Origin of the sequence: Streptomyces sp. NPDC020884 (assembly GCF_044333935.1) — a bacterium.
Lineage (GTDB): Bacteria > Actinomycetota > Actinomycetes > Streptomycetales > Streptomycetaceae > Streptomyces.
Genome location: NZ_JBIRRY010000001.1, coordinates 779,123 through 797,840 on the forward strand (window position 1 = coordinate 779,123; position 18,718 = coordinate 797,840).

The 18,718-nt window shown below is 67.8% G+C and carries 23 protein-coding genes; 22 read left to right on the top strand and 1 reads right to left on the bottom strand.

The genetic code is table 11. The features are described 5' to 3' along the window. Positions 1-8: 8 nt before the first annotated feature. Positions 9-557, top strand: a complete 549-nt coding sequence (locus ACH4UK_RS03580) for a hypothetical protein (RefSeq protein WP_230883006.1) — start codon at positions 9-11, stop codon at positions 555-557. 40 nt (positions 558-597) lie between these two features. Here ACH4UK_RS03580 and ACH4UK_RS03585 read toward each other — a convergent pair whose 3' ends face one another. Further along, the gene (locus tag ACH4UK_RS03585) at positions 598-1,434 is read right to left on the bottom strand and encodes a helix-turn-helix transcriptional regulator (protein ID WP_230883007.1); all 837 of its coding nucleotides are present in this window, start codon (positions 1,432-1,434) and stop codon (positions 598-600) included. A 375-nt stretch (positions 1,435-1,809) separates the two neighbouring features. Between ACH4UK_RS03585 and ACH4UK_RS03590 the strand changes: the two genes are divergently transcribed. The 21 genes from ACH4UK_RS03590 (at position 1,810) to ACH4UK_RS03690 (ending at position 18,622) form a co-directional block, all read left to right on the top strand. After that, positions 1,810-2,124, top strand: a complete 315-nt coding sequence (locus ACH4UK_RS03590) for a hypothetical protein (protein WP_063785779.1) — start codon at positions 1,810-1,812, stop codon at positions 2,122-2,124. Continuing rightward, entirely contained in the window at positions 2,124-2,498 is a 375-nt protein-coding gene (locus ACH4UK_RS03595) for a helix-turn-helix domain-containing protein (RefSeq protein WP_230883009.1), read from the top strand. The genes ACH4UK_RS03590 and ACH4UK_RS03595 overlap by 1 nt, the downstream gene beginning before the upstream one ends. Before the next feature lie 56 nt (positions 2,499-2,554). Next, positions 2,555-3,136 carry a WhiB family transcriptional regulator gene (locus tag ACH4UK_RS03600; protein ID WP_079037619.1) on the top strand — a complete coding sequence of 194 codons (582 nt, stop codon included), beginning with the start codon at positions 2,555-2,557 and terminating at the stop codon, positions 3,134-3,136. A gap of 61 nt (positions 3,137-3,197) precedes the next feature. Then, a complete protein-coding gene (locus ACH4UK_RS03605; RefSeq protein WP_152335263.1) occupies positions 3,198-3,557 on the top strand; it encodes a hypothetical protein in 360 nt (119 codons plus the stop codon). Continuing rightward, positions 3,557-4,417, top strand: a complete 861-nt coding sequence (locus ACH4UK_RS03610; RefSeq protein WP_152335262.1) for a hypothetical protein — start codon at positions 3,557-3,559, stop codon at positions 4,415-4,417. Before ACH4UK_RS03605 ends, ACH4UK_RS03610 begins: the two co-directional genes overlap by 1 nt. A gap of 2 nt (positions 4,418-4,419) precedes the next feature. After that, a complete protein-coding gene (locus tag ACH4UK_RS03615; RefSeq protein ID WP_398354398.1) occupies positions 4,420-5,145 on the top strand; it encodes an ATP-binding protein in 726 nt (241 codons plus the stop codon). Next, positions 5,145-5,492 carry a DUF4326 domain-containing protein gene (locus tag ACH4UK_RS03620; RefSeq protein ID WP_079037618.1) on the top strand — a complete coding sequence of 116 codons (348 nt, stop codon included), beginning with the start codon at positions 5,145-5,147 and terminating at the stop codon, positions 5,490-5,492. Before ACH4UK_RS03615 ends, ACH4UK_RS03620 begins: the two co-directional genes overlap by 1 nt. Next, complete coding sequence (locus ACH4UK_RS03625) at positions 5,492-5,911, top strand: DUF6195 family protein (protein WP_055643661.1); 420 nt, start codon at positions 5,492-5,494, stop codon at positions 5,909-5,911. Before ACH4UK_RS03620 ends, ACH4UK_RS03625 begins: the two co-directional genes overlap by 1 nt. Further along, positions 5,911-7,029, top strand: coding sequence for a DUF2637 domain-containing protein (locus ACH4UK_RS03630; RefSeq protein ID WP_055643660.1), 1,119 nt, complete (start codon positions 5,911-5,913; stop codon positions 7,027-7,029). Before ACH4UK_RS03625 ends, ACH4UK_RS03630 begins: the two co-directional genes overlap by 1 nt. A 41-nt stretch (positions 7,030-7,070) precedes the next feature. Continuing rightward, positions 7,071-7,664 (top strand): hypothetical protein, encoded by a 594-nt coding sequence (locus ACH4UK_RS03635; protein WP_398354399.1) that lies wholly within the window; start codon positions 7,071-7,073, stop codon positions 7,662-7,664. Positions 7,665-8,142: 478 nt separating this feature from the next. Then, complete coding sequence (locus tag ACH4UK_RS03640; RefSeq protein WP_230883010.1) at positions 8,143-8,712, top strand: hypothetical protein; 570 nt, start codon at positions 8,143-8,145, stop codon at positions 8,710-8,712. A gap of 10 nt (positions 8,713-8,722) precedes the next feature. After that, the gene (locus ACH4UK_RS03645; protein ID WP_055643658.1) at positions 8,723-9,700 is read left to right on the top strand and encodes a bifunctional lytic transglycosylase/C40 family peptidase; all 978 of its coding nucleotides are present in this window, start codon (positions 8,723-8,725) and stop codon (positions 9,698-9,700) included. A gap of 50 nt (positions 9,701-9,750) precedes the next feature. Continuing rightward, complete coding sequence (locus ACH4UK_RS03650; RefSeq protein ID WP_007447287.1) at positions 9,751-10,089, top strand: hypothetical protein; 339 nt, start codon at positions 9,751-9,753, stop codon at positions 10,087-10,089. A gap of 3 nt (positions 10,090-10,092) precedes the next feature. Beyond that, positions 10,093-11,403 (top strand): hypothetical protein, encoded by a 1,311-nt coding sequence (locus tag ACH4UK_RS03655; protein ID WP_230883012.1) that lies wholly within the window; start codon positions 10,093-10,095, stop codon positions 11,401-11,403. Further along, the gene (locus ACH4UK_RS03660) at positions 11,384-13,015 is read left to right on the top strand and encodes a hypothetical protein (RefSeq protein WP_230883013.1); all 1,632 of its coding nucleotides are present in this window, start codon (positions 11,384-11,386) and stop codon (positions 13,013-13,015) included. Before ACH4UK_RS03655 ends, ACH4UK_RS03660 begins: the two co-directional genes overlap by 20 nt. Before the next feature lie 6 nt (positions 13,016-13,021). Then, on the top strand, positions 13,022-14,548 hold the full coding sequence (locus ACH4UK_RS03665) for an SCO6880 family protein (protein ID WP_148901585.1): 1,527 nt from the start codon (positions 13,022-13,024) through the stop codon (positions 14,546-14,548). Beyond that, positions 14,545-15,981, top strand: a complete 1,437-nt coding sequence (locus tag ACH4UK_RS03670) for an ATP/GTP-binding protein (protein ID WP_055643655.1) — start codon at positions 14,545-14,547, stop codon at positions 15,979-15,981. The genes ACH4UK_RS03665 and ACH4UK_RS03670 overlap by 4 nt, the downstream gene beginning before the upstream one ends. A gap of 62 nt (positions 15,982-16,043) precedes the next feature. Continuing rightward, complete coding sequence (locus ACH4UK_RS03675) at positions 16,044-16,364, top strand: DUF6238 family protein (RefSeq protein ID WP_230883014.1); 321 nt, start codon at positions 16,044-16,046, stop codon at positions 16,362-16,364. Next, on the top strand, positions 16,364-16,627 hold the full coding sequence (locus ACH4UK_RS03680) for a hypothetical protein (protein ID WP_055643653.1): 264 nt from the start codon (positions 16,364-16,366) through the stop codon (positions 16,625-16,627). Before ACH4UK_RS03675 ends, ACH4UK_RS03680 begins: the two co-directional genes overlap by 1 nt. 43 nt (positions 16,628-16,670) lie before the next feature. Then, positions 16,671-18,119 (top strand): type IV secretory system conjugative DNA transfer family protein, encoded by a 1,449-nt coding sequence (locus ACH4UK_RS03685; RefSeq protein WP_055643652.1) that lies wholly within the window; start codon positions 16,671-16,673, stop codon positions 18,117-18,119. Then, on the top strand, positions 18,116-18,622 hold the full coding sequence (locus ACH4UK_RS03690) for a hypothetical protein (RefSeq protein ID WP_055643651.1): 507 nt from the start codon (positions 18,116-18,118) through the stop codon (positions 18,620-18,622). The genes ACH4UK_RS03685 and ACH4UK_RS03690 overlap by 4 nt, the downstream gene beginning before the upstream one ends. The last annotated feature ends 96 nt before the right edge of the window (positions 18,623-18,718 follow it).

The following is an 18,718-nucleotide window of genomic DNA, read 5'->3' on the forward strand; positions in this document are numbered from 1 at the left end:
GCATATATGTGGATATTCGTACTGTATTGCGTAAGCAGGAGGATGAGCTGCGGTACTTTCGCCGGAACCTGTTCTCGACCGAGCCGGCTGGTAGCGGCCTGGCCTCTGCACTGCCTAAAGACGTGCTGGAGCAGTTGCGGGCGGAGGGAAAGACGGTGCCGCACCGCTTCGGACCGGTGCGCTCGGTGACCGACCGGCATGCTGTCCTCACCATCGTCGGGGACATCGTCGACCAGGCCGTACTCCTGGACCGCCCTGGCCGGGAAGGGGCTGTGCTGACACTGTCGGTCGCCGCGCGGCATAAGCAGCTCGGCACTCGCCAGGCAGTTGACCCGGGGGAGGCGCGGGCCTGGGTAGAAGCGATCGTGGGCCCCAAGTGGCTGCCGCACTTCTACTCTGCTGGGGCCTTGAGCGGCTCCACAGCGGGCATAACCTCGCCGTCGAGGCCGTTGACGACGCAGTACTTCTACCTGTTCCTCGGCGCGGACGGCGTCCCGCACGGTGAGCCAGAACATCAGCTCGGCGTGCAGTTGACCCCGCTCACCCATACGCCCTGACGATCACCACATCCCAGGGCGAACGTCGCCTGGTGCGGCGCTAGTTGTTGGTGCTTGGACCGGCCTTCTTGTCCAGCTCGGTGGCGAGGTCGTTCAGGATCGAGAGGACATCGGCCGGCAGGCCCTCGGCGCCCATCCCGCGGGCCCGAACTCGGCCCACCTTGCCCTGCTTGTTCGCCGACATGAGGCGGAGTCCTTCGTAGACCTGCCGGGCGACGGACTCGTTCGGCTCGAAGTACAGCTTGGAGACATCGAAGAAGTTGGCCAGACCTTCGAGGACCACGGGCACCGGTGCGTCGTCTCCACCCGTCCGCAGGGCCTCGATGTCCTCGGCCGATGTGACCTGGGAGCCCGCGTAGGCGTTCACCGAGTCCGCGATCTCCTGATCCCCCGGAGCGCTTCGGCCCGGGTAGGAGCGCTCCAGCAGGAGAGTGATCTTCTCTGCCAGCGTCTCCGGCACCTTCTCGGCCTCGGCGGCGTCCTCGTCAGCCTCTCCGAAAGACCGGTCCTGGGCGCGCTTCAGCTCGTCCTCGGTCACCCCATATGCAGCCACCAGGAGAGGGACGTACCGGTCCTTGAGCCGTCGTACGCCCTGCTCAGCTCCAGCCACCGGCCCATCGCTCTTGGTTCCGATGACCGCCCGCGTCTCGTACCGGTAGAGGCCGGCGTCGCACCGTAGGTCGGTCAGATCTGGCAAGCCGTCGCGCGGGAACAGGTCGTCCAGATCCCGGTTCAGCACCCTGGCGAGAGCAGGCAACTTCTCCTGATCGGGTGTCGTCGCTCCCGACTCCCACCCCGCCACGGTCGAGTCCGCAGCACCGAGGGCGGACGCCACGTCGGCCTGCGAGACGTTGGCGGCTCGACGTACCGCACGCACACGTTCTCTGTCGAAACGGCGAGCTGGCATCGGACCTCGTTTTTTGGGTGACCCGAGGAATCCTCGGACTGTTGACTTTTAATGCGAACCAAGATAGCTTCATCTTAGCGAAAAACGAGGGGGTTCGCACCCCTCTCAGCCTTCGCACACCTGCGGTTCGCATCGTGGACCGACTTGGTGGAGAGGGGCTACCGCGCATCACTCGGGTGCGCTCCCTCCCCTGAAAACGCCATCGGCGTCCGAGAGTTCGCACCTCTCGGACGCCAAACAGCTCGTGATCCGCAGCCCCCGACAAGGGCGCTGGTCACTCGCACGGCCACTCCGTGTCCTTTCGCACGGCACGACGGAGCGGCGTACCACATAAAGGAGTGTCGCATGTCCCCTACTACGGACTGCAACCCGAAGGTGGAGATCCCTTCGGGCCCGGCCGAACGGCTGGCGGCGCAACTGTCGTCCCTGCTGCCGGAAGCCGCTGTCGTACAAGTTCGCCTTCAGGGGCCTCGGACTCTGTGGCCTCACCTCGGGCTGACCGCCGTGAACGCCCGTGGACGGACCCTTCGTATCCCTCGGGCGAAGGCGCTCACCATCGCCCGGTGGATCATTCGCTCGTTCCCCCAGGCCGGATGGGCGGCCTCCGGCGGGCATGCCTTCGACCTGCGGACCGCCGAACTGCGCGGGCTGGAGGCGTGATGGCGGCCGTGGCACCGGCGAACGCGGGCCCGGCCGTGGACTTGCAGGGACTCGCGGCCATGGTCGGCCTCTTGGCTCAGGCCGGCGGCCTGGACGCCTTGTTGGGCAGTCAAGCTACGGACTCCCGCGACAAGCGTCTGCACATCGGGTACAGCGAAGCCGCTGAACGGTTGAACATTCCCGAAAAGTGGCTTCGTGAGCGTATATCGACGCTCCCGCACCGGAAGTTCGGGAAATTCGTGCAGTTCACGGAGGACGACCTCCACGCGATTTCCGATATGCACTTCGTCAGCCCTGGTGCAAGGACCCAGAGGGATGACGAGTCGGCACTGATGGCGCTTCAGCCGTCCAAGCGCTCTCGTAAGCGTTCCTGATCTCCTCTCGCGCCCGATGGAACCATTCGCGGCGCTGCTAACATCGCGAGACACAAATGAGCACTGACATATCCAGCCTTATCAAGGCTGTGCATCAGGGAAACTGGCTGCCCCTCCTGGAGGAGTCGAAGAAAGCTCCGGGTAAGCACTGGGCCGAATCTGCCCGATGCGCCAACCAGGACATCAACATGTTCGTCCCTCTCGCAGACGGCCCGCGGGAAGACCCCGACGTGGTGAAAGCCAAGTTGGGAATCTCCCTCAATCGTCCTCGCAATTTCTGCGCGTCATGCCCTGTGGCCGTCGCTGCCCGGTGCCTGGTGGAATCCCTCAAGGATGACGACGAGTACGGCATTCGGGGCGGCCTTCTGGCTTCGGAGCGCTCAGAGTTGCGGCGTGCTTGGCAAGACCGGGACACCGAGAAAGCCGTAGAAGGCGCCCTTAGAGGGTGCACCTCACCTCTGACAAAGCCCGCCCGCGACGCGGTGATTGCGCGCTTCGCCACTGATCCCTCACTGGAAGCTGCCGCCGTCGCCCGCGGGCTTGGCGTGACGCACGAGTATCTGCTGAAACTCGCCCGTCGCTACCGAAAGTCTCAAGCCGGGCAGGGCACGCCCCCGCTCCGCGTCGTAGCAGCCTGACTCCGCTCTCGAAGAAACGATTCTTCCGCAAGGCGGACCCTGCGTTCACGGGAGTTCTCCCATGCTTCAGAACAGCCCCTCCGGATTTCGCCGTACGAACATCGGTGCTCAGATCCGAGAAATTGCACCTACGGCCGTGCTCGTACGGGTCTTTCCCGTAAGTCGGTCTGTTACCCACCTCTTCGAATCGGATTTCTACCGCATGCTCATCGACCGCAGGACCGAAGAGGAAGTGGCGCGAATGGTCAGGCGCGGTTTCGGCAGGGCAGCCGACTGGCGTCGTGCCCACGATTTCTACCTCCCTACCGAAACGCTGTACCTCACCCCGGAGCCGCATCAAAACGGCTACGTCCCGGAAGATGACCAGTCTTTTGGTCTTTCCCTCAGCCGTCGCATATTCATAGGCCGCGGTGAGCGCTGATGAGCGACATAGCGACCGAACTGGTCTGGTCACAGTCAAAGTCGTGTCGGGGCTCACGCCTCGTCATGCTGGCTCTGGCCCGTGAGGCGGACGACGACGGCAAGGCGACGCTGACCCTGGAAGAGATATCGACGCTTACCCGTCTTACTCCCCGGTCGATAACAAAGTGCCTCGGAGAGCTGGCGAAGCTCGGAGAACTGAGCCACGAGCGGGGAGGGGGTGCTTCCAACCCGAATGCCTACTCGATACTGCTGTGCAGCAATGGCGTTGGCCGTGTCGGTTCAGAGAAGGAGCTTCCTACTCCCAACCCTGAAGATTCCGAAGAGGGAACTAGGTTCCAGGAACTTCCCTCCCAGAACTCCACTCCGGAAGCCGGAAGTGGGAAGTTTCAGCACACAGACTTGGAAGTTTCTTCCTCGCGCGGGCATGGTGGTAATACTCCCGTAGGGAGTATTACCACCACCAAAGAGCAAGCTAGCTTGCTGGGGTCGTACCGAGAGAACAGCACCGTCAAGCAGGACTCGGTGAAGGTTCCGGACGGAGCCAAGGACCTGGTAACAGCCATAACAAGCGCTGGAATGCTCGTCGGCTGGCGACTGACCGAATCGGAATGGGATCGGGTAACAGCTCTCGCAGCACGTTGGGGAAATGAACGGCTGGTCGAGATGGTGGCGCGGCGATGGAACGCTGACCGCCCGCCACAGTCCGCCCGCTATCTGCTGCGTATCTGGGCTGATCTGCCCTCGCACGCTCCCGCAGCAGCCTCCCCAGGGAATGTCGTGCCGTTGCGTCGACAGTCCGGAGGCTGGATTCCCTTTCAGAACACCGCTGCCCCCAGCGCTTACCAGAACGGATTTTGATCATGGCAGAGCCGGAACGCGCGGGCAGCGCCAGGTCGATGCGCGCCATGGAACGAATACTCGCTGCGAAAGGACTTCAGGCCGTGCCGGACGTCAACCCCGACGAGGCACCGGAAGAGAACCCGGGAGACCGCGAGTGGCACTGCCGGGCTCGGGCCGACTACGCCGTGAGCCGCTGGCAGCGGGCAACCCCTCCCCGCTTCCGTGATGCTGAGGCCACGCTGCCGGAGGTCATCAGCTGGGCCGACCGGGCACTCACGGACAACGCTGCCGCTGGCGCTCTGCTCCTCACCGGTCTCACGGGGACGGGCAAGACGCACCAGGCGTACGGGGCCTTGCGGAGGATCGCGGCCGGCGGACCGGACCGGTTCGAGCTGATCGCCGTGAACTCAGCGGACATGTACGGCAACCTGCGCCCGTCACAGGTCATGGGGGCAGCAGAACACGAGCTGCAACGGCTCAGCCGGGTTCAGTACCTGCTCCTCGATGACCTCGGCACGGCGAAGACCTCGGAATGGACCGAAGAGGTCACGTACCGGCTGATCAACTTCAGGTACAACCACTGCTTGCCAACGATCATCACGTCCAACCTTCCGGCCCGTGATGAGAACGGCCCGGACCTGAGCGACTTCGTCGGGGCCCGCGTGGCGAGCCGTCTGGCCGAGATGGTCACGACCCTCGTGCCGATGATCGGCGCCGATCGGCGCCGTGGTGGGAGGGCGGCGTAATGCCCGTCCGCCTCCGCGGAGCGTCCCGCGACGCCGCAGCGCTGTCCACAGCCTGTGCATACGTCGGTCCTCGCAGCCGGTACGCGAACCCGTTCACAGCCGGGGTGCGGTCCCCGCTCGGCCCTCCGATGGACGCTGCGGAGTCGGTGGACCTCTTCGCCGCCACGCTCCGGGGCCCGGTCGGACGTCACTACGCCGCTCGCTTCGCCCGAGTCCTGCGCGGGCTCGACCTGATGTGCACATGCCCCCTTGACGCTCCGTGCCACGCGGACGTTCTCCTCCGCCTCGCCAATGAGCCGAGCGGCAGCACCGCACCCTGCACTACCGATCTTCTGGAAGGCCCCTGATGAGTCACCCGATCATGCTTGCTGCGGCCAAGCACCTCACCACCGCAGAGAAGCGGCGCAAGACCGCTCGGGAGGCCGCGTTCCGCGCCTGGGGTCCGAGGTCGATCACCGCAGCGTCCAAGTACGCACGCACCCTCCTGGGGGACGCCGCAGTCACGCTCGATTGGGAGGTACTGGGGCTTCTCAGCTTCGAGGAACACCTGCAAGCCTTCGCGTCGCTCGACACGACCGGGGGCCAGCACCTGGAGCTGTACTACACCGATCAGGGCGGCACGGAACGAATCTCGCTGCGGGTGTCGTGCGTGAGCTGCCCGAGTCAGCACGTGCACGAGGTCACGTCCTTGGAACAGCTCGGACAGCTCCTCTCGCAGACCCCTGCCTGGCAGGACATCAGCCCGCGCGATGGGGGCAACCTCTGATGTCACACGCGCACATAGACACGGCGGCGGGAACCGAACAGCAGGAGGGCTACAGCCTGCGCGGAATGACGGCCTGGGACCGCAGTGCGATCATCCTGCTCGGCGCGGCCGGCTTCGCCTTCTCGTACGACGCACTGCGTCAGATCGCCCTCGCGATCCACGCCAGGGAGACCTTGTCCTACCTCTTCCCGGTGTTCATCGACGGGTTCATTGCCTACGGCGTGCGGGCGATCGTGCTCCTTCGGCACCAGCGGTTCGCCGCACGGCTCTACGCCTGGTTCTTGTTCCTCGCGGCGACCGGGGCGAGCCTCGGCGCGAACGCTCTGCACGCCATCACGTTGAACGATTCTCCGCAGGCCGGACGGTCCGCGCTGCACCTTACGGACAGCGTCGTCGGTGTGCTGTCGATGCTCGCGCCCCTCGCACTGGCCGGATCGGTCCACCTCTACATCCTGATGGCGCGGACGGCTGAGCGGGCGGTCCCGGACCGGGCTGACACTGGTCCCGGACCGGTCCGCGAGGAGTCTCCGACGCTCGAACGCGTCACGGTCCAGCAGGGTCCTCGTCCGCTCGAAGCACCGGCACCGATGCCTCTGCGGCGGTTGACGAGCGGTCCGTCCGCGCCGCAGGATGCCGCCGCAGTAACCGTTGACCTGCGGAAAGCCGAGCCCCTGCCCGACGTGGAACCCCGTACGGAGGACGCTGCGGCTCACCCGTCCGCGGGAGCGGACGGAGAGGAGACGGAGGGTAAGAGCGCGGACGGACCGGGCGGCGGACCTGCGGACCACGCGCCGACCACAGCAGTGCCGGAGAGCACGAAATCCTCCGGCCCCACGGCGGTCCGGACCCCTACGGACGGCGAAAAGCCGTCCGTCCCGGACGACTCGGAGTGCCCCCAGGACCGCGAGGCGGACGACGACTGGTTGGCAGAGTTGCTGCCGATCGCGCGGGCCGCTACCGAGCGGGCCGGACGGACCAGTCGTGAGGTTGTAGGGGACGCCGTCCGCAAGCACCAGGCGATCAGCAACGACCGTCTTGGTGTGCTGCTGGCGCGGCTGAAAGAAGAGGACGACGAGGCAACGAGGACACCCGCCGCTGCCTCCACCGCCCTCTGGTGATCTCATCTCATGACGGGCCCGGGGCCTACGTGGCTCGCGCCGTGCATGCCCCGGCCGGTCAGCTTGATCAGGAAGGAACGACGATGTGGTCTCGCCGACGGGAGCGGGCGGAGGACGCCGTTCGCGCCGATGCCGTACAGGCAGCGTCCGCCCTCACGGTTCACCTCCAGGGCGGCGGCAATCTTGTGCCGGTCCAAGCGGGCGGCGTTGCACTTGCGGCCGGTGAAGTCGCCTTCGCGGACGTGGCGTGCTCCGCCGCCCGCTTCTTCGGGACAGAGGTCGACTACCCGACTTCGGCCAGCGGGTATTTCGAGGATCACCCGACCTTCGGCCGGCGGTGGGTGAGCAACGGTCGCCTCGACGCCCGTCGGCGCCAGGAAGCGGAGGATGCCGCCCTTCCGCAGTGGCGCGATCACACCGCCGCCCGAGTGGTGCTCACCTCAACCGGGGTACGGCTCCTGCCGCTGAGGGCTCGCGAGTGGATGCCGTTCGACCACGCCCTTCTGACCGGAGTCGCTGCTGAGCCGTCCGCCGTCGTCCTCTCGTACAGCACGTGCGCACCCCTGCTTCTTTCCGGCCCGGCCGCGCCGTGGCTCGGCGTGGCGATCGAGCACCTTCGCCACGGGGCCGCATAGGGCCCGCAAAGCCTTCCCCCGAGCGAAAGCCGGAACTTAATTCCTGGAATTAAGTTCCGGCTCTTTTCGTGATTCGAGTTGTCCGCGAACCCCTGCAAGGATTCAGGCACGGCCAACGCCACAAGGCGTTTTCCGGCCGTAGAGATCTGCTCACGATCTCGCCCGAATCACGGAAGGGGCTGATGGCCTTGATATGAGTAACGCGCCCGTCAGCTCAACCGTCTCGCAGATGCGAAACAAGATCGAACTCTTCCGCAGATGAGACAGGCAGATAGAGCTATACGCTCCGGCCTGCTTTTCGATTTCCCCGGCATTCGCCGGTAAAGCCCGCAGGAGGAATCCCCCTCCTTCCTGCGAAGGAGCGGCGCGGCCCCCAGCCCCCGCGGGACCGCGCCGCTCGCACTTCCGAAATCTCTTGCACCAAGGTTGTGGTTCCCGCATGCCTCGATCCACCCGTTTCATACCCATATCAGCCGCAATGGGTGTGGCTGGTTCCCTGACCCTTCTGTCGACCGGCTGCTCCAGCTCGACCAACGACGCCTCCGCGGCCTCGACCGTGTCCGCGCAGCCGCACTCCGTCTCGGCGGGCATCCCCGACACGGCCACGCCGCACAGCAGCGCTACCTCCTCCTCGTCAGCTACCGGACTCCCCAAGGACGTTGAGCGGACGGCGCGGGCCTTCACTACGGCCTACGCGGAGCACGATGCGCGCGACGGTGCCGACAGCTCGTACGCGGATGCCGGCGCTCGGGCAGCCCGGCTCGCCTCGGGGGAACTCGCTGGCGTGCTCGCCCAGAAGCGGCCGAGTCAAGACGCCGCCTGGGCCGCCCTGCGGGCCGAGAAGGCACATCAGACGGCCAAGATCACGTCAGCAGTCGTCCCCGACGGCGCACCTGCGGCAACGGCCTCCTCCGCTCTCGTCCGCGTGAGCTACACCCTCACGACCGCCCCGAAGTCCGGTCACACGCGCAGCAGTAGCGAACAGCTCGCGCTCCGCCTGGAGCACACCTCCATGGGCTGGCGCGTCACCGCCTTGCCCTGGGCGTGACGGGGCCGCGATGAACAAGGGCACGCAAGCTGGCCTAGGACTCGTCACGGCCGGGCTCATCACCGGTGTCGCCATGCTGACCACGTTCGGAGGGGCCGACAGCGCCTCCGCGCAGGAAGCCGGTCCGGGCGGCGGCATCACGACGGACGCTCCCGTGCCGGGCTGGGTCCGTGAGCTGATCAACAAGCACGCGGGCGAGTGCCCGCAGGTCACAGCTTCGCTCCTGGCGGCTCAGCTCTACACGGAAAGCCACTTCAACTCCGGCGCGACGTCACCCGTCGGCGCTCTCGGGATCGCCCAGTTCATGCCGGGGACCTGGGCCCAGCACGGCAAGGACGGCGACGGCGACGGGGTCAAGGACGTCCGCAACCCCGCCGACGCCATCGCCGCGCAAGCCGCGTACGACTGCACCTTGGCCGACGAGGTCAAGAAGGTACCGGGCGACTCGACGGACAACATGCTGGCCGCGTACAACGCGGGCGGCGGCGCGGTGATCAAGTACGGCGGCATCCCCCCGTACCCCGAGACCCGCAACTACGTGCGCAGCATCCGCGCTTTGGCCTCGAAATGGGCCGACGCCGTCAGCCCGGACGCACCGGCCGGCAAGGGCGCCGCCCGCGCGATCTCGGCCGCGAAAACGGCCCTGGGCACTTGGTACCGGTGGGGCGGCAGTTGCGTCATGCCGTACGAGGGTGTGGGCGGCTGCGACTGCTCCTCGCTCACCAAGATGGCCTGGTCAGCGGCGGGAGTGAACCTGCCGCGAACCACGTACGACCAGGTCCACGCAGGGACAGCCGTCAAGGCCGTCTCCCAACTCGTCCCGGGCGACCTGCTGTTCAGCGTCCCGGGCAGCGCCGGCCCGGAGCACGTCGGCATGTACATCGGCGGCGGCCAGGTCATCGACGCACCGCACACCGGGGCTCAGGTGCGGATCAAGCCGCTCAGCTACTGGAAACCGCAGATCATCGCGATGCGGCACGTCGGCTAATCACGCTAAAACATCCCAAACCATTCCTCACAGCACCAAGGGGCTGAACCATGCACAACCTCCTTTCTGCCGCTGCCGATCCCTCCCTGCACACGACCCTCGCCGCCGGAGCCGATGTTGTGTCCGGCGTGAAGCCGGACTGGGGCCCCTTCGGGAAGCTCGGCGGCACGGCGAAGGTCATCCTGGGTGTCATCGCCGCCGTCGTCCTCGTCGTCGGCGCTGGCGCCTTCCTCGCCGGTGTCGGCAAGTCGAAGGGGTGGTTCGGTGAGGGCCACTCCACGATGGACAGCTCGCGCGGCAAGGGCATGATGGTCGGCGGCCTGACCTGCGTCTTCCTCGTGGCCAGCTTCGGCACCATCTTCGCCATCACGTACGGCATGGGTGTGTGACCCATGCCTATCCGATCCCGGAGGAACGTTTCCTCCTCGAAAACCAGCGGAGCGCGCCGCTCGTCGGCCAAGCTCTGGGGCATCGCGGCTGGCGGCGCGGCCGTGGTCACCGCGGCCGGGGTGGTCGTCAGCATGACGACGGGCACCCCTCCGGCCACGGCACCCTCCGCGTCGACACCCGCCCACTCGGCTCCGCAGGCGAGCGGGGAAGGCGTGCGGGAGCTGCACGGCGTCCCCGTCGGCTACCCGCACACTCGATCCGGCGCCAAGGCGGCAGCGGCCAACTACACGACGGTCAGCGGGAGCTCGCAGTTCCTCACGGACAAGGACGCGCGGCACCGTGCGGTGGCAGTTATGGCGGCGAAGGGCTCGGCTGATGCGGCGGTGAAGAAGGCCGACCACGCTGCGGAGGACGCGGTCGGCTCCCTGCGGGGCGACACCTCCAAGGTCTCCGTCAAGAAGACCGTCGCGCGTACCGGTGTCCTCTCGGCGCATGTCCTGGGCTTCGACGCCCACGGGGCGATGGTGCGGCTGTGGACGACGACGGTTCGCGGCAGCACGGCCGGGCACGCGACACCGAAGACGGGCTTCCAGTCGGTGACGGTCACCCTCACCTGGGAGTCCGACGACTGGAAGCTGAAGGACAGCTCGGCCTCGACGGGACTGGTCGCTCCGATCGACGTGCGGCAGGCATCCAACGTACCGGGCGACTTCTCGGACTACGTTCCGGCCGCTGCAGAAGACCCCGTGCTGAGCGGCGCCGAAGACCGAAGTGGATTCCCGGCACCGTACGGACACAACGAGCGCGGCGCTCGTGCCGCTGCCGTCAGCGCCACCATGCTCTACGGCGACCCGCGGTTCTTCACCGATGAGGACTGGCGGCACCGGATGCTGTCGGCCACGGCCGCGTCGAGCGTGCTGCACTCGGTCACCTCGGACACCGACTCGACGGCTCGTCTGGTCATGGAGAACCGCGGTGTCGGTGCGGACGGGACGACCGCCGACGGCGGCGAGCTGATCACGCGGACTGCGGCGCTCGCCACCCGCTCGATCTCCTACTCCGACCAGGCCGCGAGCATGGAGCTGTGGACGGCGTCGGTTGGGGGCGTCGCCGGGAAGGACGAGACGCAGCGCCCGCAGGTCGCCTTCCTGCGGATGACCGTGGATCTGGTCTGGGAGGACGGCACCTGGAAGACGACGGCCGTCACGCCGTCCGAACCGCTCGTGCCGTCTCCGCCGGCCATGCAGGAGGCGGCCCCGGCCGACAGCTTCGCGGACGTGGGGGGTGCCAGTAATGCGCCTGCGACTGCGTGACGACGCCCCCGGCCTGCTGACCATCGAGCGGGGAGCGCCGGGTCGCTGGCGCCGCCGCCTCCAGGCGGTGGCGATGGTCAACGTGATTATCGGGTTCGTGTTCGTGCCCTCGGCGGTGGCGAACCCCTTCTGCTACATCCCGATGGTGTGTGAGGCGAAGGCGGCCATCGACTTCGTCAAGGACCCGCTGGGGTTCCTGCTCCAGAAGCTCACCGAGGCGAACATCTGGTTCCTGCGCAAGATGCTGGAGCTGATCCAGAACACCACGAAGATCGACCTGACGAGCCCCGGCTTCCTGAAGCAGTACGCGATCATCTTCGCGGCCTCCAGCCTGCTCACCGTGGCCCTCTGGTTGATCGCCGTGGCCAAGCGGGCGGTCCGCGGAGTCGCCCTGACCACCGCCGTCTCCGAGGCGATCGGCTTCCTGCTCCTCCAGTTCGTAGTCAACGCCATGACGCCGGGCGCAATCGCGCTGCTGATGAAGGCCATTGACGAAGTCACGGCCGTCTTCGAGCCGTACGCGACGAGCAACTTCAAACCGTTCCTGGAGAACATCCTCAAGGTCATGGCAGCCAACCCCACGGAGGGCGTGGGACAGCTGCTGGTCGTCAACCTCATCATGATGTGCGGCGCCCTGCTGATGTGGATCGAGCTGCTGATCCGCAGCGCGGCCATCTACGTGGCCGTCGCGCTCGGGCCGATCGTCAACGCCGGGCTGGTCGATCGCGACCTATGGGGCAAGTCGAAGAAGTGGTTCGGCGCCATCTTCGCCATCGGCCTGAGTAAACCGATCTTGTTCGCCCTGCTGGGCCTGGGCGGCGCGATCCTCAGCGACACATCGGGGAGCATGTCCGACGCGGTCTCCAAGACCCTGGTCGGCGCGTTGATCCTCCTGCTCGCCGTCTTCGCGTCCGCCACGCTCTACAAGTGGGTGCCCGCCTTCGGCGACGAGATGGCCAGCCTCCACCACGACCGGAAGAGTGCACAGTCCTCCGGCCCGGCCGCCGCGATCGACGGCCCCGCCCAGCACGCCAACAGGGCGATGGGTGCTCGTGTCCAGGACTCCTTGGTCGGCGGCTCCAAGACCGCTGGCGCCAAGACCGCTGGCGCGAAGATGGGCGGCGGAACTGCTGTGGCCGGACCGGTCGCGGCCGGGGCCGCCATTGCCAAGGCCGGCGTCGACATGGCGAAGAACAAGGCCACCAGCTCCCCGGGCGCACAGGGCACCGACGCCGCCGGCGGCGGCAAGCCCGAACAGCCCGAAAGCCAGCAGGGCGGCGAGGACACCGCCGGAACGTCCGGTGCACCGGCCGCCGCTCGTCCCCAGGGAGCGACCTCCGACCCGGTCGTCAGCTCTTCTCCGGACTGGTCCTCGGCCGGTGGCCACGCCTCGGCCGGACGCGCACCGGAAGCCAACGGGGCACCGAGCACAGCACAGCCGCCATCCCCGCCGTCAACCGGCACGGGAACCTCGGGCCCGACACCACCCGCCTCCCCCTCCTCCGCATCAGGAACCACCTCGGGCACCGGGCCCTCCGTCACGCCCCCGCCGCCGTCGCGGCCCTCGGGCGGCCAGGCACCCGGACGACCGAACCCCAGCAAGGATCAGTGACCCTCCATGTCGACTCGTACGTATCAGTTCGGAAAGCACCGCCCCACAGGGCTGGTCGGCCGCCGCGACCTCGGCGAACAGGTCGTCTTCGGCGGCGGCGCCGTCACCGGCATCCTCTTCGGCTACCTCTTCAACGGCGTGACGGCCATCGCCGCAACGTGCCTGGTCGTGCCGATCCTGCTCGCCCTGGTCATCGTGTACGCCCCGTACCGGCCCAAGGGCACGTCCCAGCGGCGCACCCTCTACCGCTGGTGGCGGATCAACCGCTACCACCGCAAGGCGCTCCGCCGTACCGGCGGCGTGTGGGTGTCCCCGGCTGTCGAGGCCGGCGTGCATGCCAACGGCACGCCCCCGGACGCCGCTCTTGTAGAGCCGGAAGGCGTCACGGGCATGACGTGGGTGCCGGTCACGGTCCGCGGTCAGCAGGCCGTCGTGGTCCTCCAGCCTGAGGCGGGGTGCGTCACAGCCACGCTGGAGATCGCTTCTCCCGGCCTCGGCGGCAAGGAAGTCGGTGAGCAGATCGTGGCCCTGGAGCGCTGGGGCGAACTTCTCGACGCCTTCGGGAACGTCGAGGAACACCCGGTGAAGCGCATCCAGGTCCTGGCCCGGCAGATGAAGTCGGACCCCTACGCCCACCAGCGTTACATCGCGCAGCGCGACGAGTCGGCCGCGACGACGGACGCCCCGCAGTGGCTGAAGGACTCGTACGACGTACTGGCCAACGCCGTCTCCACCAGCGCCGAGGAACATCGCTACTACATCACCATCCACGCCCGGTTCACCCGCGACCTGGCGGCCGAGGGCGCCGCCCGCGGCACTGGGGACGAAGGGATCGCCGCGGCCATGGCCGCGTACCTGGATGAGCTGTGGTCCCGCGCGGAGGACGCCGACCTCTCCGTGATCGCGCCCCTGGACGAAGGCCGGATGACCGCGTTCATCCGCAACTCCTACGACCCTGACCACGCCATCTGGGACACCGACCTCCGACAGGCGCACGCCTTCCCCCGCAACGTCGACGTCCGCGACGGTGCCCACGTTGCCACCCGCGCGGCAGGCTCCACGGACAGCTGGTACCACGCCACGGCCGCCGTCGTCGGATGGCCCACGACCCCCGTCGGCCCCGACTTCCTCTCGCCTCTGCTGATCGGGATGCCCGACGTCATCCGCACCATCTCGATCACGCAGCAGCTCGAACCCAACGACAAGGCCGTGGAGCGGATGCTCGCGGAGGACACGAACAACCAGGCCGAGATCGACCGCGACCGGAAGCGCGGCAAGAACATCGACCCGCGCGACCAGATCGCCGCCAGCGCCACCGGATCACGCGGCATGACCCTGGCCTCCTCCGGCGCGGCCGGCTCCGCCGTCGTCGGCTACATCACCATCTCCTCGCGCAGCGCCGAAGAGCTGGAGCGCACCAAGCGCACCACCGCCTCCCGCGCCCGCAACGCGCACCTGCGGATCGAATGGCTCGACCTCGAACACGCCCGTGCCTTCGCCACGACCCTGCCCCTCGCCGGAGGCATCAAGTGACCGACCTCCTCGACCTCGCCCCGCTGTCGCCGATGCACGAGACGGTGCGCCGTCCCCTCTACACCGAGACGACCACCAGCCAGGCCCTGTACCTGCCGATCGCCCCGCCGACCCTCGGCACGGCGGGCGCGATCATCGGCCGGGAGCTGTACTCGGGCAAGGCGTTCATCTACTGCCCGTTCTCGGCGTTCGGTGACGGCCTGCCCGGCGGCAACATGATCGTCATGGGGGACACGGGCCGGGGCAAGTCGGCTCTGACCAAGACGTACGCGGCCCGGCAGATCCGCCTCGGGCGTCAGGTGGTCGTCCTCGACACCAAGGAGCAGAAGGAGCGCGAGGAAGGCGAGTGGGCCGCGCTCGGCCGCTCGCTGACCGGCAAGGCCCCGGTGAAGTTCGCGCCCGGCGGCGGCCGTGGTGCCTCGTGCATCAACCCGATGGACCCGGCCATCGCGGGCAAGCGGCAAGTCGAGCTGGTGCGCACGATCGTTGAACTCGGCCTCGGCAAGGCCCTGGACGAGTTCGCCGGCTCTGCCCTGCGGATCGCGATCCGCAGGGCCCACCAGCGGGCGGGAGAACTCGGCCGGACCCCGGTCCTGGCCGACGTCTCCGCCGCGCTGCGGTCCCCGGAGGAGTCCGACGCGACGGCCAAGAAGCGTACGCGGGACGAACTTCTCGGTGACGGCCTGGAGGCGTCCTACGTCCTGGACCGTCTGTGCGGCAGCGAACAGGACGACACCGGCGACCTGACGGGCATGCTCGACGGCCCGACCAGCCTGGGCGTGGATCTCGACGCCGACATGATCGTTTTCGACCTGACCAAGGTCCCGTCGGGCGGCGTCGCCATGACCATCCTCGTCGCCGTGATCTCGGTCTTCCTCGAAGAGGTCTGGCTGCGCCCGCTGTGCGAATGCGGGACGGAGCCGGGGCAGCACGACCGCGTCGTGGTCGACGCGAACTCCGGAGCCTGGGAGCTGGGGCCGAACCCCGCCTCCGGCTGCCGCCGCTACACGCAGCGCAAGCGCATCCTCGTCTGCGAGGAAGCCTGGCACATCCTCGGGACCCCCCAACTCGCTTCGTTGCTTGAGAAGTTCCTGAAATTCGCGCGGGGATACGGGCTGAGCTGCATCTTCATCGTCCATCACCTGTCCGACATCGACGACAGCCCGGAGACCCAAGCGGCGTTGAAGATGGCCGACACCATCGTGATCTACAGCCAGAAGAAGGCCGAGGCCGAAGCGACGGTGGCCCGGCTGGGTCTGCCGTCCTGGACGGCCGAGCACATCATGCGCCTGCGCCGCGGAATCGCGCTGTGGAAGGTCGGCGAGGTGATCTACCCCGGCGTCCAGCACCTCTTGGTGGAGGCCGAGCAGCACCTGTGCTTCTCCTCCGGCTCGATGACCGACCTGACCAGCACCTCCCCGGACGCCGAATGAGCGGGCACCGCCTCCTGTCGACCGCCGACCCCTTCCACGCAGATTCGGAACGAGCCCTCGCCATGACCGTCACCACCGACCACACCGCGCTTCCCGCCGACGAGCGCGCGGTGCGGCAGGACCTCGACCAGCTGCACGCCGAAGCGCTCGACCTCGCCCGGCGTATGAAGGAGCTGGCCCTCGTCCTGGACCACGGCGACTACTCCGCCGCTGGAGGACGCGTACGTACGGCCGTCGCCCACATCTGGCGAGCCGCCGAGGACCTGCACAGCGCCTTCCACACCGCGCCCCCGCGCTGTGCCGGGCCCGACGCGTCGATGTCGCGGCTGTGCGGCCGGCGGATGCGCTACCTGGCGGCCCGCGTCGCCCGGAGGGCCGAGTAATGGACATCATGCCCGGCGGCATCTCCCTTGTCCTGTACGCCGTGACGGCCGTGTGCGCGGTAGCCCTGGTGACGCTCTGGTTCCTGCTGAACCGCGGACGGCGCAACGCCGGATTCGCGAGCAAGGGACAGCTCAAGCGCCAGATGTCGGCCAAAGCAGTCCTGAAGGCCACCGAGATCCGCCCCTCCCTCACCAGCGACGACCGCCACCCCAGCCGCGCAACCAGGGTGAGTTTCGCGAAGGACCGCCCCGCCGGTCACTGACCCTCTTTCCTCGTCGCCCGCCCACCTCGCTCCGGAGTACGTCATGCACCACCCCCTCGATCCTCACGATTTCGGCTACTCGCTGGGCACGTCGCAGCGCCCGAAGGGCGTCGAGCTGTGGTCCCGCGCCGACAAGGCATGCCGGGTCATCGGCCCGATGGGCAGCGGAAAGACTCTGCGGTTCTTCGCCCCGCTCGTCCGCAACTGGGCCGGGCCGGTCCTGGCCACCTCGACCAAGCCCGATCTGGTCGAACTGACCCTCGACGCGCGACAGCGGGACGGCCGCCCCGTCGCCGTCTTCGACCCGCAGAACATCGCGCCGAGCCTCCCGCGCTTCCGGTGGACGCCGATCAACGGCGCAGCCGACACAGAGGTGGCGATAATGCGCGGGAAGGCGTTCGTCGCGGGCTCGCGCACCCCCAACGGTGCGGCACAGTCCAGCGAGGGCAGCGCCTTCTACAAGGGGCAGGCGTCCAAGATCATCGCTGCCTTCTTCCACGCCGCCGCCCTCGACGGTGCCTCACTCGACTGGGTTCTGCGGTGGGCCCGCAAGCTGACCGACCCGGCACCCCTCGGCATCCTCAACGCTCACCCGGGCGCCGGCCCAGGTTGGGCGGACATGCTCCGCACGGCCACCACGGGCGACAGCCGCACCGTCGGCAACACCGCCTCGACCCTCGACGCGGCTCTCGAACCCTTCATGCACCAGTCGGTGATCAACGCCCTTCAGGGAGACGGAGAGGACCCCACGGACTTCGGCGCGTTCCTCGACGCCGGGGGCACCCTCTACCTCCTCGGCAAGGACAGCGAGGTGAACAGCGTCGCGCCGCTGACCACCGCGATAGCCGAAGACCTTCTGGATTTCGCGGAGGCGCACGCCCTCGCGTCCCCGGCCGGGCGGCTCGACCCCGCACTCCTCGCGGCCTTGGACGAGGCACCGAACATCGCGCCTATCCCCTCCCTCCGCCAACGCGTCGCCGACGGTCGGGGCCGAGGCATCACAGTGGTCTACGGCCTCCAGGCGTGGGCGTCGGCTCGTGCCCGTTTCGGCGAGGACACCGCCAAGGAGCTGGCGGCCTTCACCAACAACGTCATCGTCCTGCCCGGGGACAAGGACCCCGACTTCCTGAAAGACATGTCCGACCTGTGTGGTCAGGTCGAGCGAGAGCGCACGACGAAGACCACGTCCGGCGGAGACCGCGGCGGCCACTCGACGGCCACGCACATGGCGCTCGAACCCGTCCTTCGAGGAGACGAGATCAGGGGCCTTCCCGAGGGGCACGCCCTGGTCCTCGCGGACAACCTCCCGCCGATCGTCACCCGGCTCGACGGCATGTGGACCTGGGATTCCTGGGCCGAGATCGAGGGTCACGTCCGTGACCTTCGAGCCGCCAATGAAGCCGAGCGGACCCTGCGGGCTACGGAGAAGAAGAACCGGGCCAAGGCCCACGCGGTGGCGTGGGCAGGCCGTGAAGGAGCGGCTGCCGCATGATCGAGACCCTGACCCACTTCGAGCCTTTTCCCGAGCCGCCCGCACTGATCTTGGAGTACATCGCGGAGCGGAGCACGGAGGAGTCCGTGGCCGCCGACGGTCCCGTCCCGTGGGACATCGGCGCCCTGTCAGCAGAACTGATCAAGCCGATGCCCGCGTGGCTCGATTCCGTGTGCCGTTGGCTGAACCGGACGTACGCCTGGCAGCCGCAGGACGTCATCCCGCCCTGCTGGGCGAAGCACGAGGGCCTGGCATACGAGATCGCGGCCCTGGCCTTCGCCAGGGGAGACGCGTACGCGGAGGCGGGCTCGTCCGTGATCTGGCACGAGCAGTACGACCGCTTCCTCACCCGAATGAACAAGTCGTTGGGCAAAGCAGGCGACGAATGCCGCGTCGGCAGGCACGACGACCGTCCGGCGCGTTTCCAGCTCGCGGCCTGGCCCACGGCCAAGGGCGAGGAGACGGGATCTGCGGGACGAGTCGAGGAGATGGTGGCCGGATGATGAGGGACCCGAACATGGTCTTCTCGACGGACCCTCGTCACGGACTGGTGGCGCGAAGCGGCTGGGAACAGGAGGAAGCCCGGACCGTGCTCCGTG

Excerpts from the sequence above, each read along its gene's own strand:
- ACH4UK_RS03685 (WP_055643652.1), top strand. The coding sequence starts at position 16,671 with ATGCACCACCCCCTCGATCCTCACGATTTCGGCTACTCGCTGGGCACG.
- ACH4UK_RS03615 (WP_398354398.1), top strand. The coding sequence starts at position 4,420 with ATGGCAGAGCCGGAACGCGCGGGCAGCGCCAGGTCGATGCGCGCCATG.
- ACH4UK_RS03620 (WP_079037618.1), top strand. The coding sequence starts at position 5,145 with ATGCCCGTCCGCCTCCGCGGAGCGTCCCGCGACGCCGCAGCGCTGTCC.
- ACH4UK_RS03610 (WP_152335262.1), top strand. The coding sequence starts at position 3,557 with ATGAGCGACATAGCGACCGAACTGGTCTGGTCACAGTCAAAGTCGTGT.
- ACH4UK_RS03665 (WP_148901585.1), top strand. The coding sequence starts at position 13,022 with ATGTCGACTCGTACGTATCAGTTCGGAAAGCACCGCCCCACAGGGCTG.
- ACH4UK_RS03630 (WP_055643660.1), top strand. The coding sequence starts at position 5,911 with ATGTCACACGCGCACATAGACACGGCGGCGGGAACCGAACAGCAGGAG.
- ACH4UK_RS03690 (WP_055643651.1), top strand. The coding sequence starts at position 18,116 with ATGATCGAGACCCTGACCCACTTCGAGCCTTTTCCCGAGCCGCCCGCA.
- ACH4UK_RS03625 (WP_055643661.1), top strand. The coding sequence starts at position 5,492 with ATGAGTCACCCGATCATGCTTGCTGCGGCCAAGCACCTCACCACCGCA.
- ACH4UK_RS03675 (WP_230883014.1), top strand. The coding sequence starts at position 16,044 with ATGACCGTCACCACCGACCACACCGCGCTTCCCGCCGACGAGCGCGCG.
- ACH4UK_RS03595 (WP_230883009.1), top strand. The coding sequence starts at position 2,124 with ATGGCGGCCGTGGCACCGGCGAACGCGGGCCCGGCCGTGGACTTGCAG.
- ACH4UK_RS03590 (WP_063785779.1), top strand. The coding sequence starts at position 1,810 with ATGTCCCCTACTACGGACTGCAACCCGAAGGTGGAGATCCCTTCGGGC.
- ACH4UK_RS03605 (WP_152335263.1), top strand. The coding sequence starts at position 3,198 with ATGCTTCAGAACAGCCCCTCCGGATTTCGCCGTACGAACATCGGTGCT.
- ACH4UK_RS03640 (WP_230883010.1), top strand. The coding sequence starts at position 8,143 with ATGGGTGTGGCTGGTTCCCTGACCCTTCTGTCGACCGGCTGCTCCAGC.
- ACH4UK_RS03660 (WP_230883013.1), top strand. The coding sequence starts at position 11,384 with ATGCGCCTGCGACTGCGTGACGACGCCCCCGGCCTGCTGACCATCGAG.
- ACH4UK_RS03655 (WP_230883012.1), top strand. The coding sequence starts at position 10,093 with ATGCCTATCCGATCCCGGAGGAACGTTTCCTCCTCGAAAACCAGCGGA.
- ACH4UK_RS03650 (WP_007447287.1), top strand. The coding sequence starts at position 9,751 with ATGCACAACCTCCTTTCTGCCGCTGCCGATCCCTCCCTGCACACGACC.
- ACH4UK_RS03645 (WP_055643658.1), top strand. The coding sequence starts at position 8,723 with ATGAACAAGGGCACGCAAGCTGGCCTAGGACTCGTCACGGCCGGGCTC.
- ACH4UK_RS03600 (WP_079037619.1), top strand. The coding sequence starts at position 2,555 with ATGAGCACTGACATATCCAGCCTTATCAAGGCTGTGCATCAGGGAAAC.
- ACH4UK_RS03680 (WP_055643653.1), top strand. The coding sequence starts at position 16,364 with ATGGACATCATGCCCGGCGGCATCTCCCTTGTCCTGTACGCCGTGACG.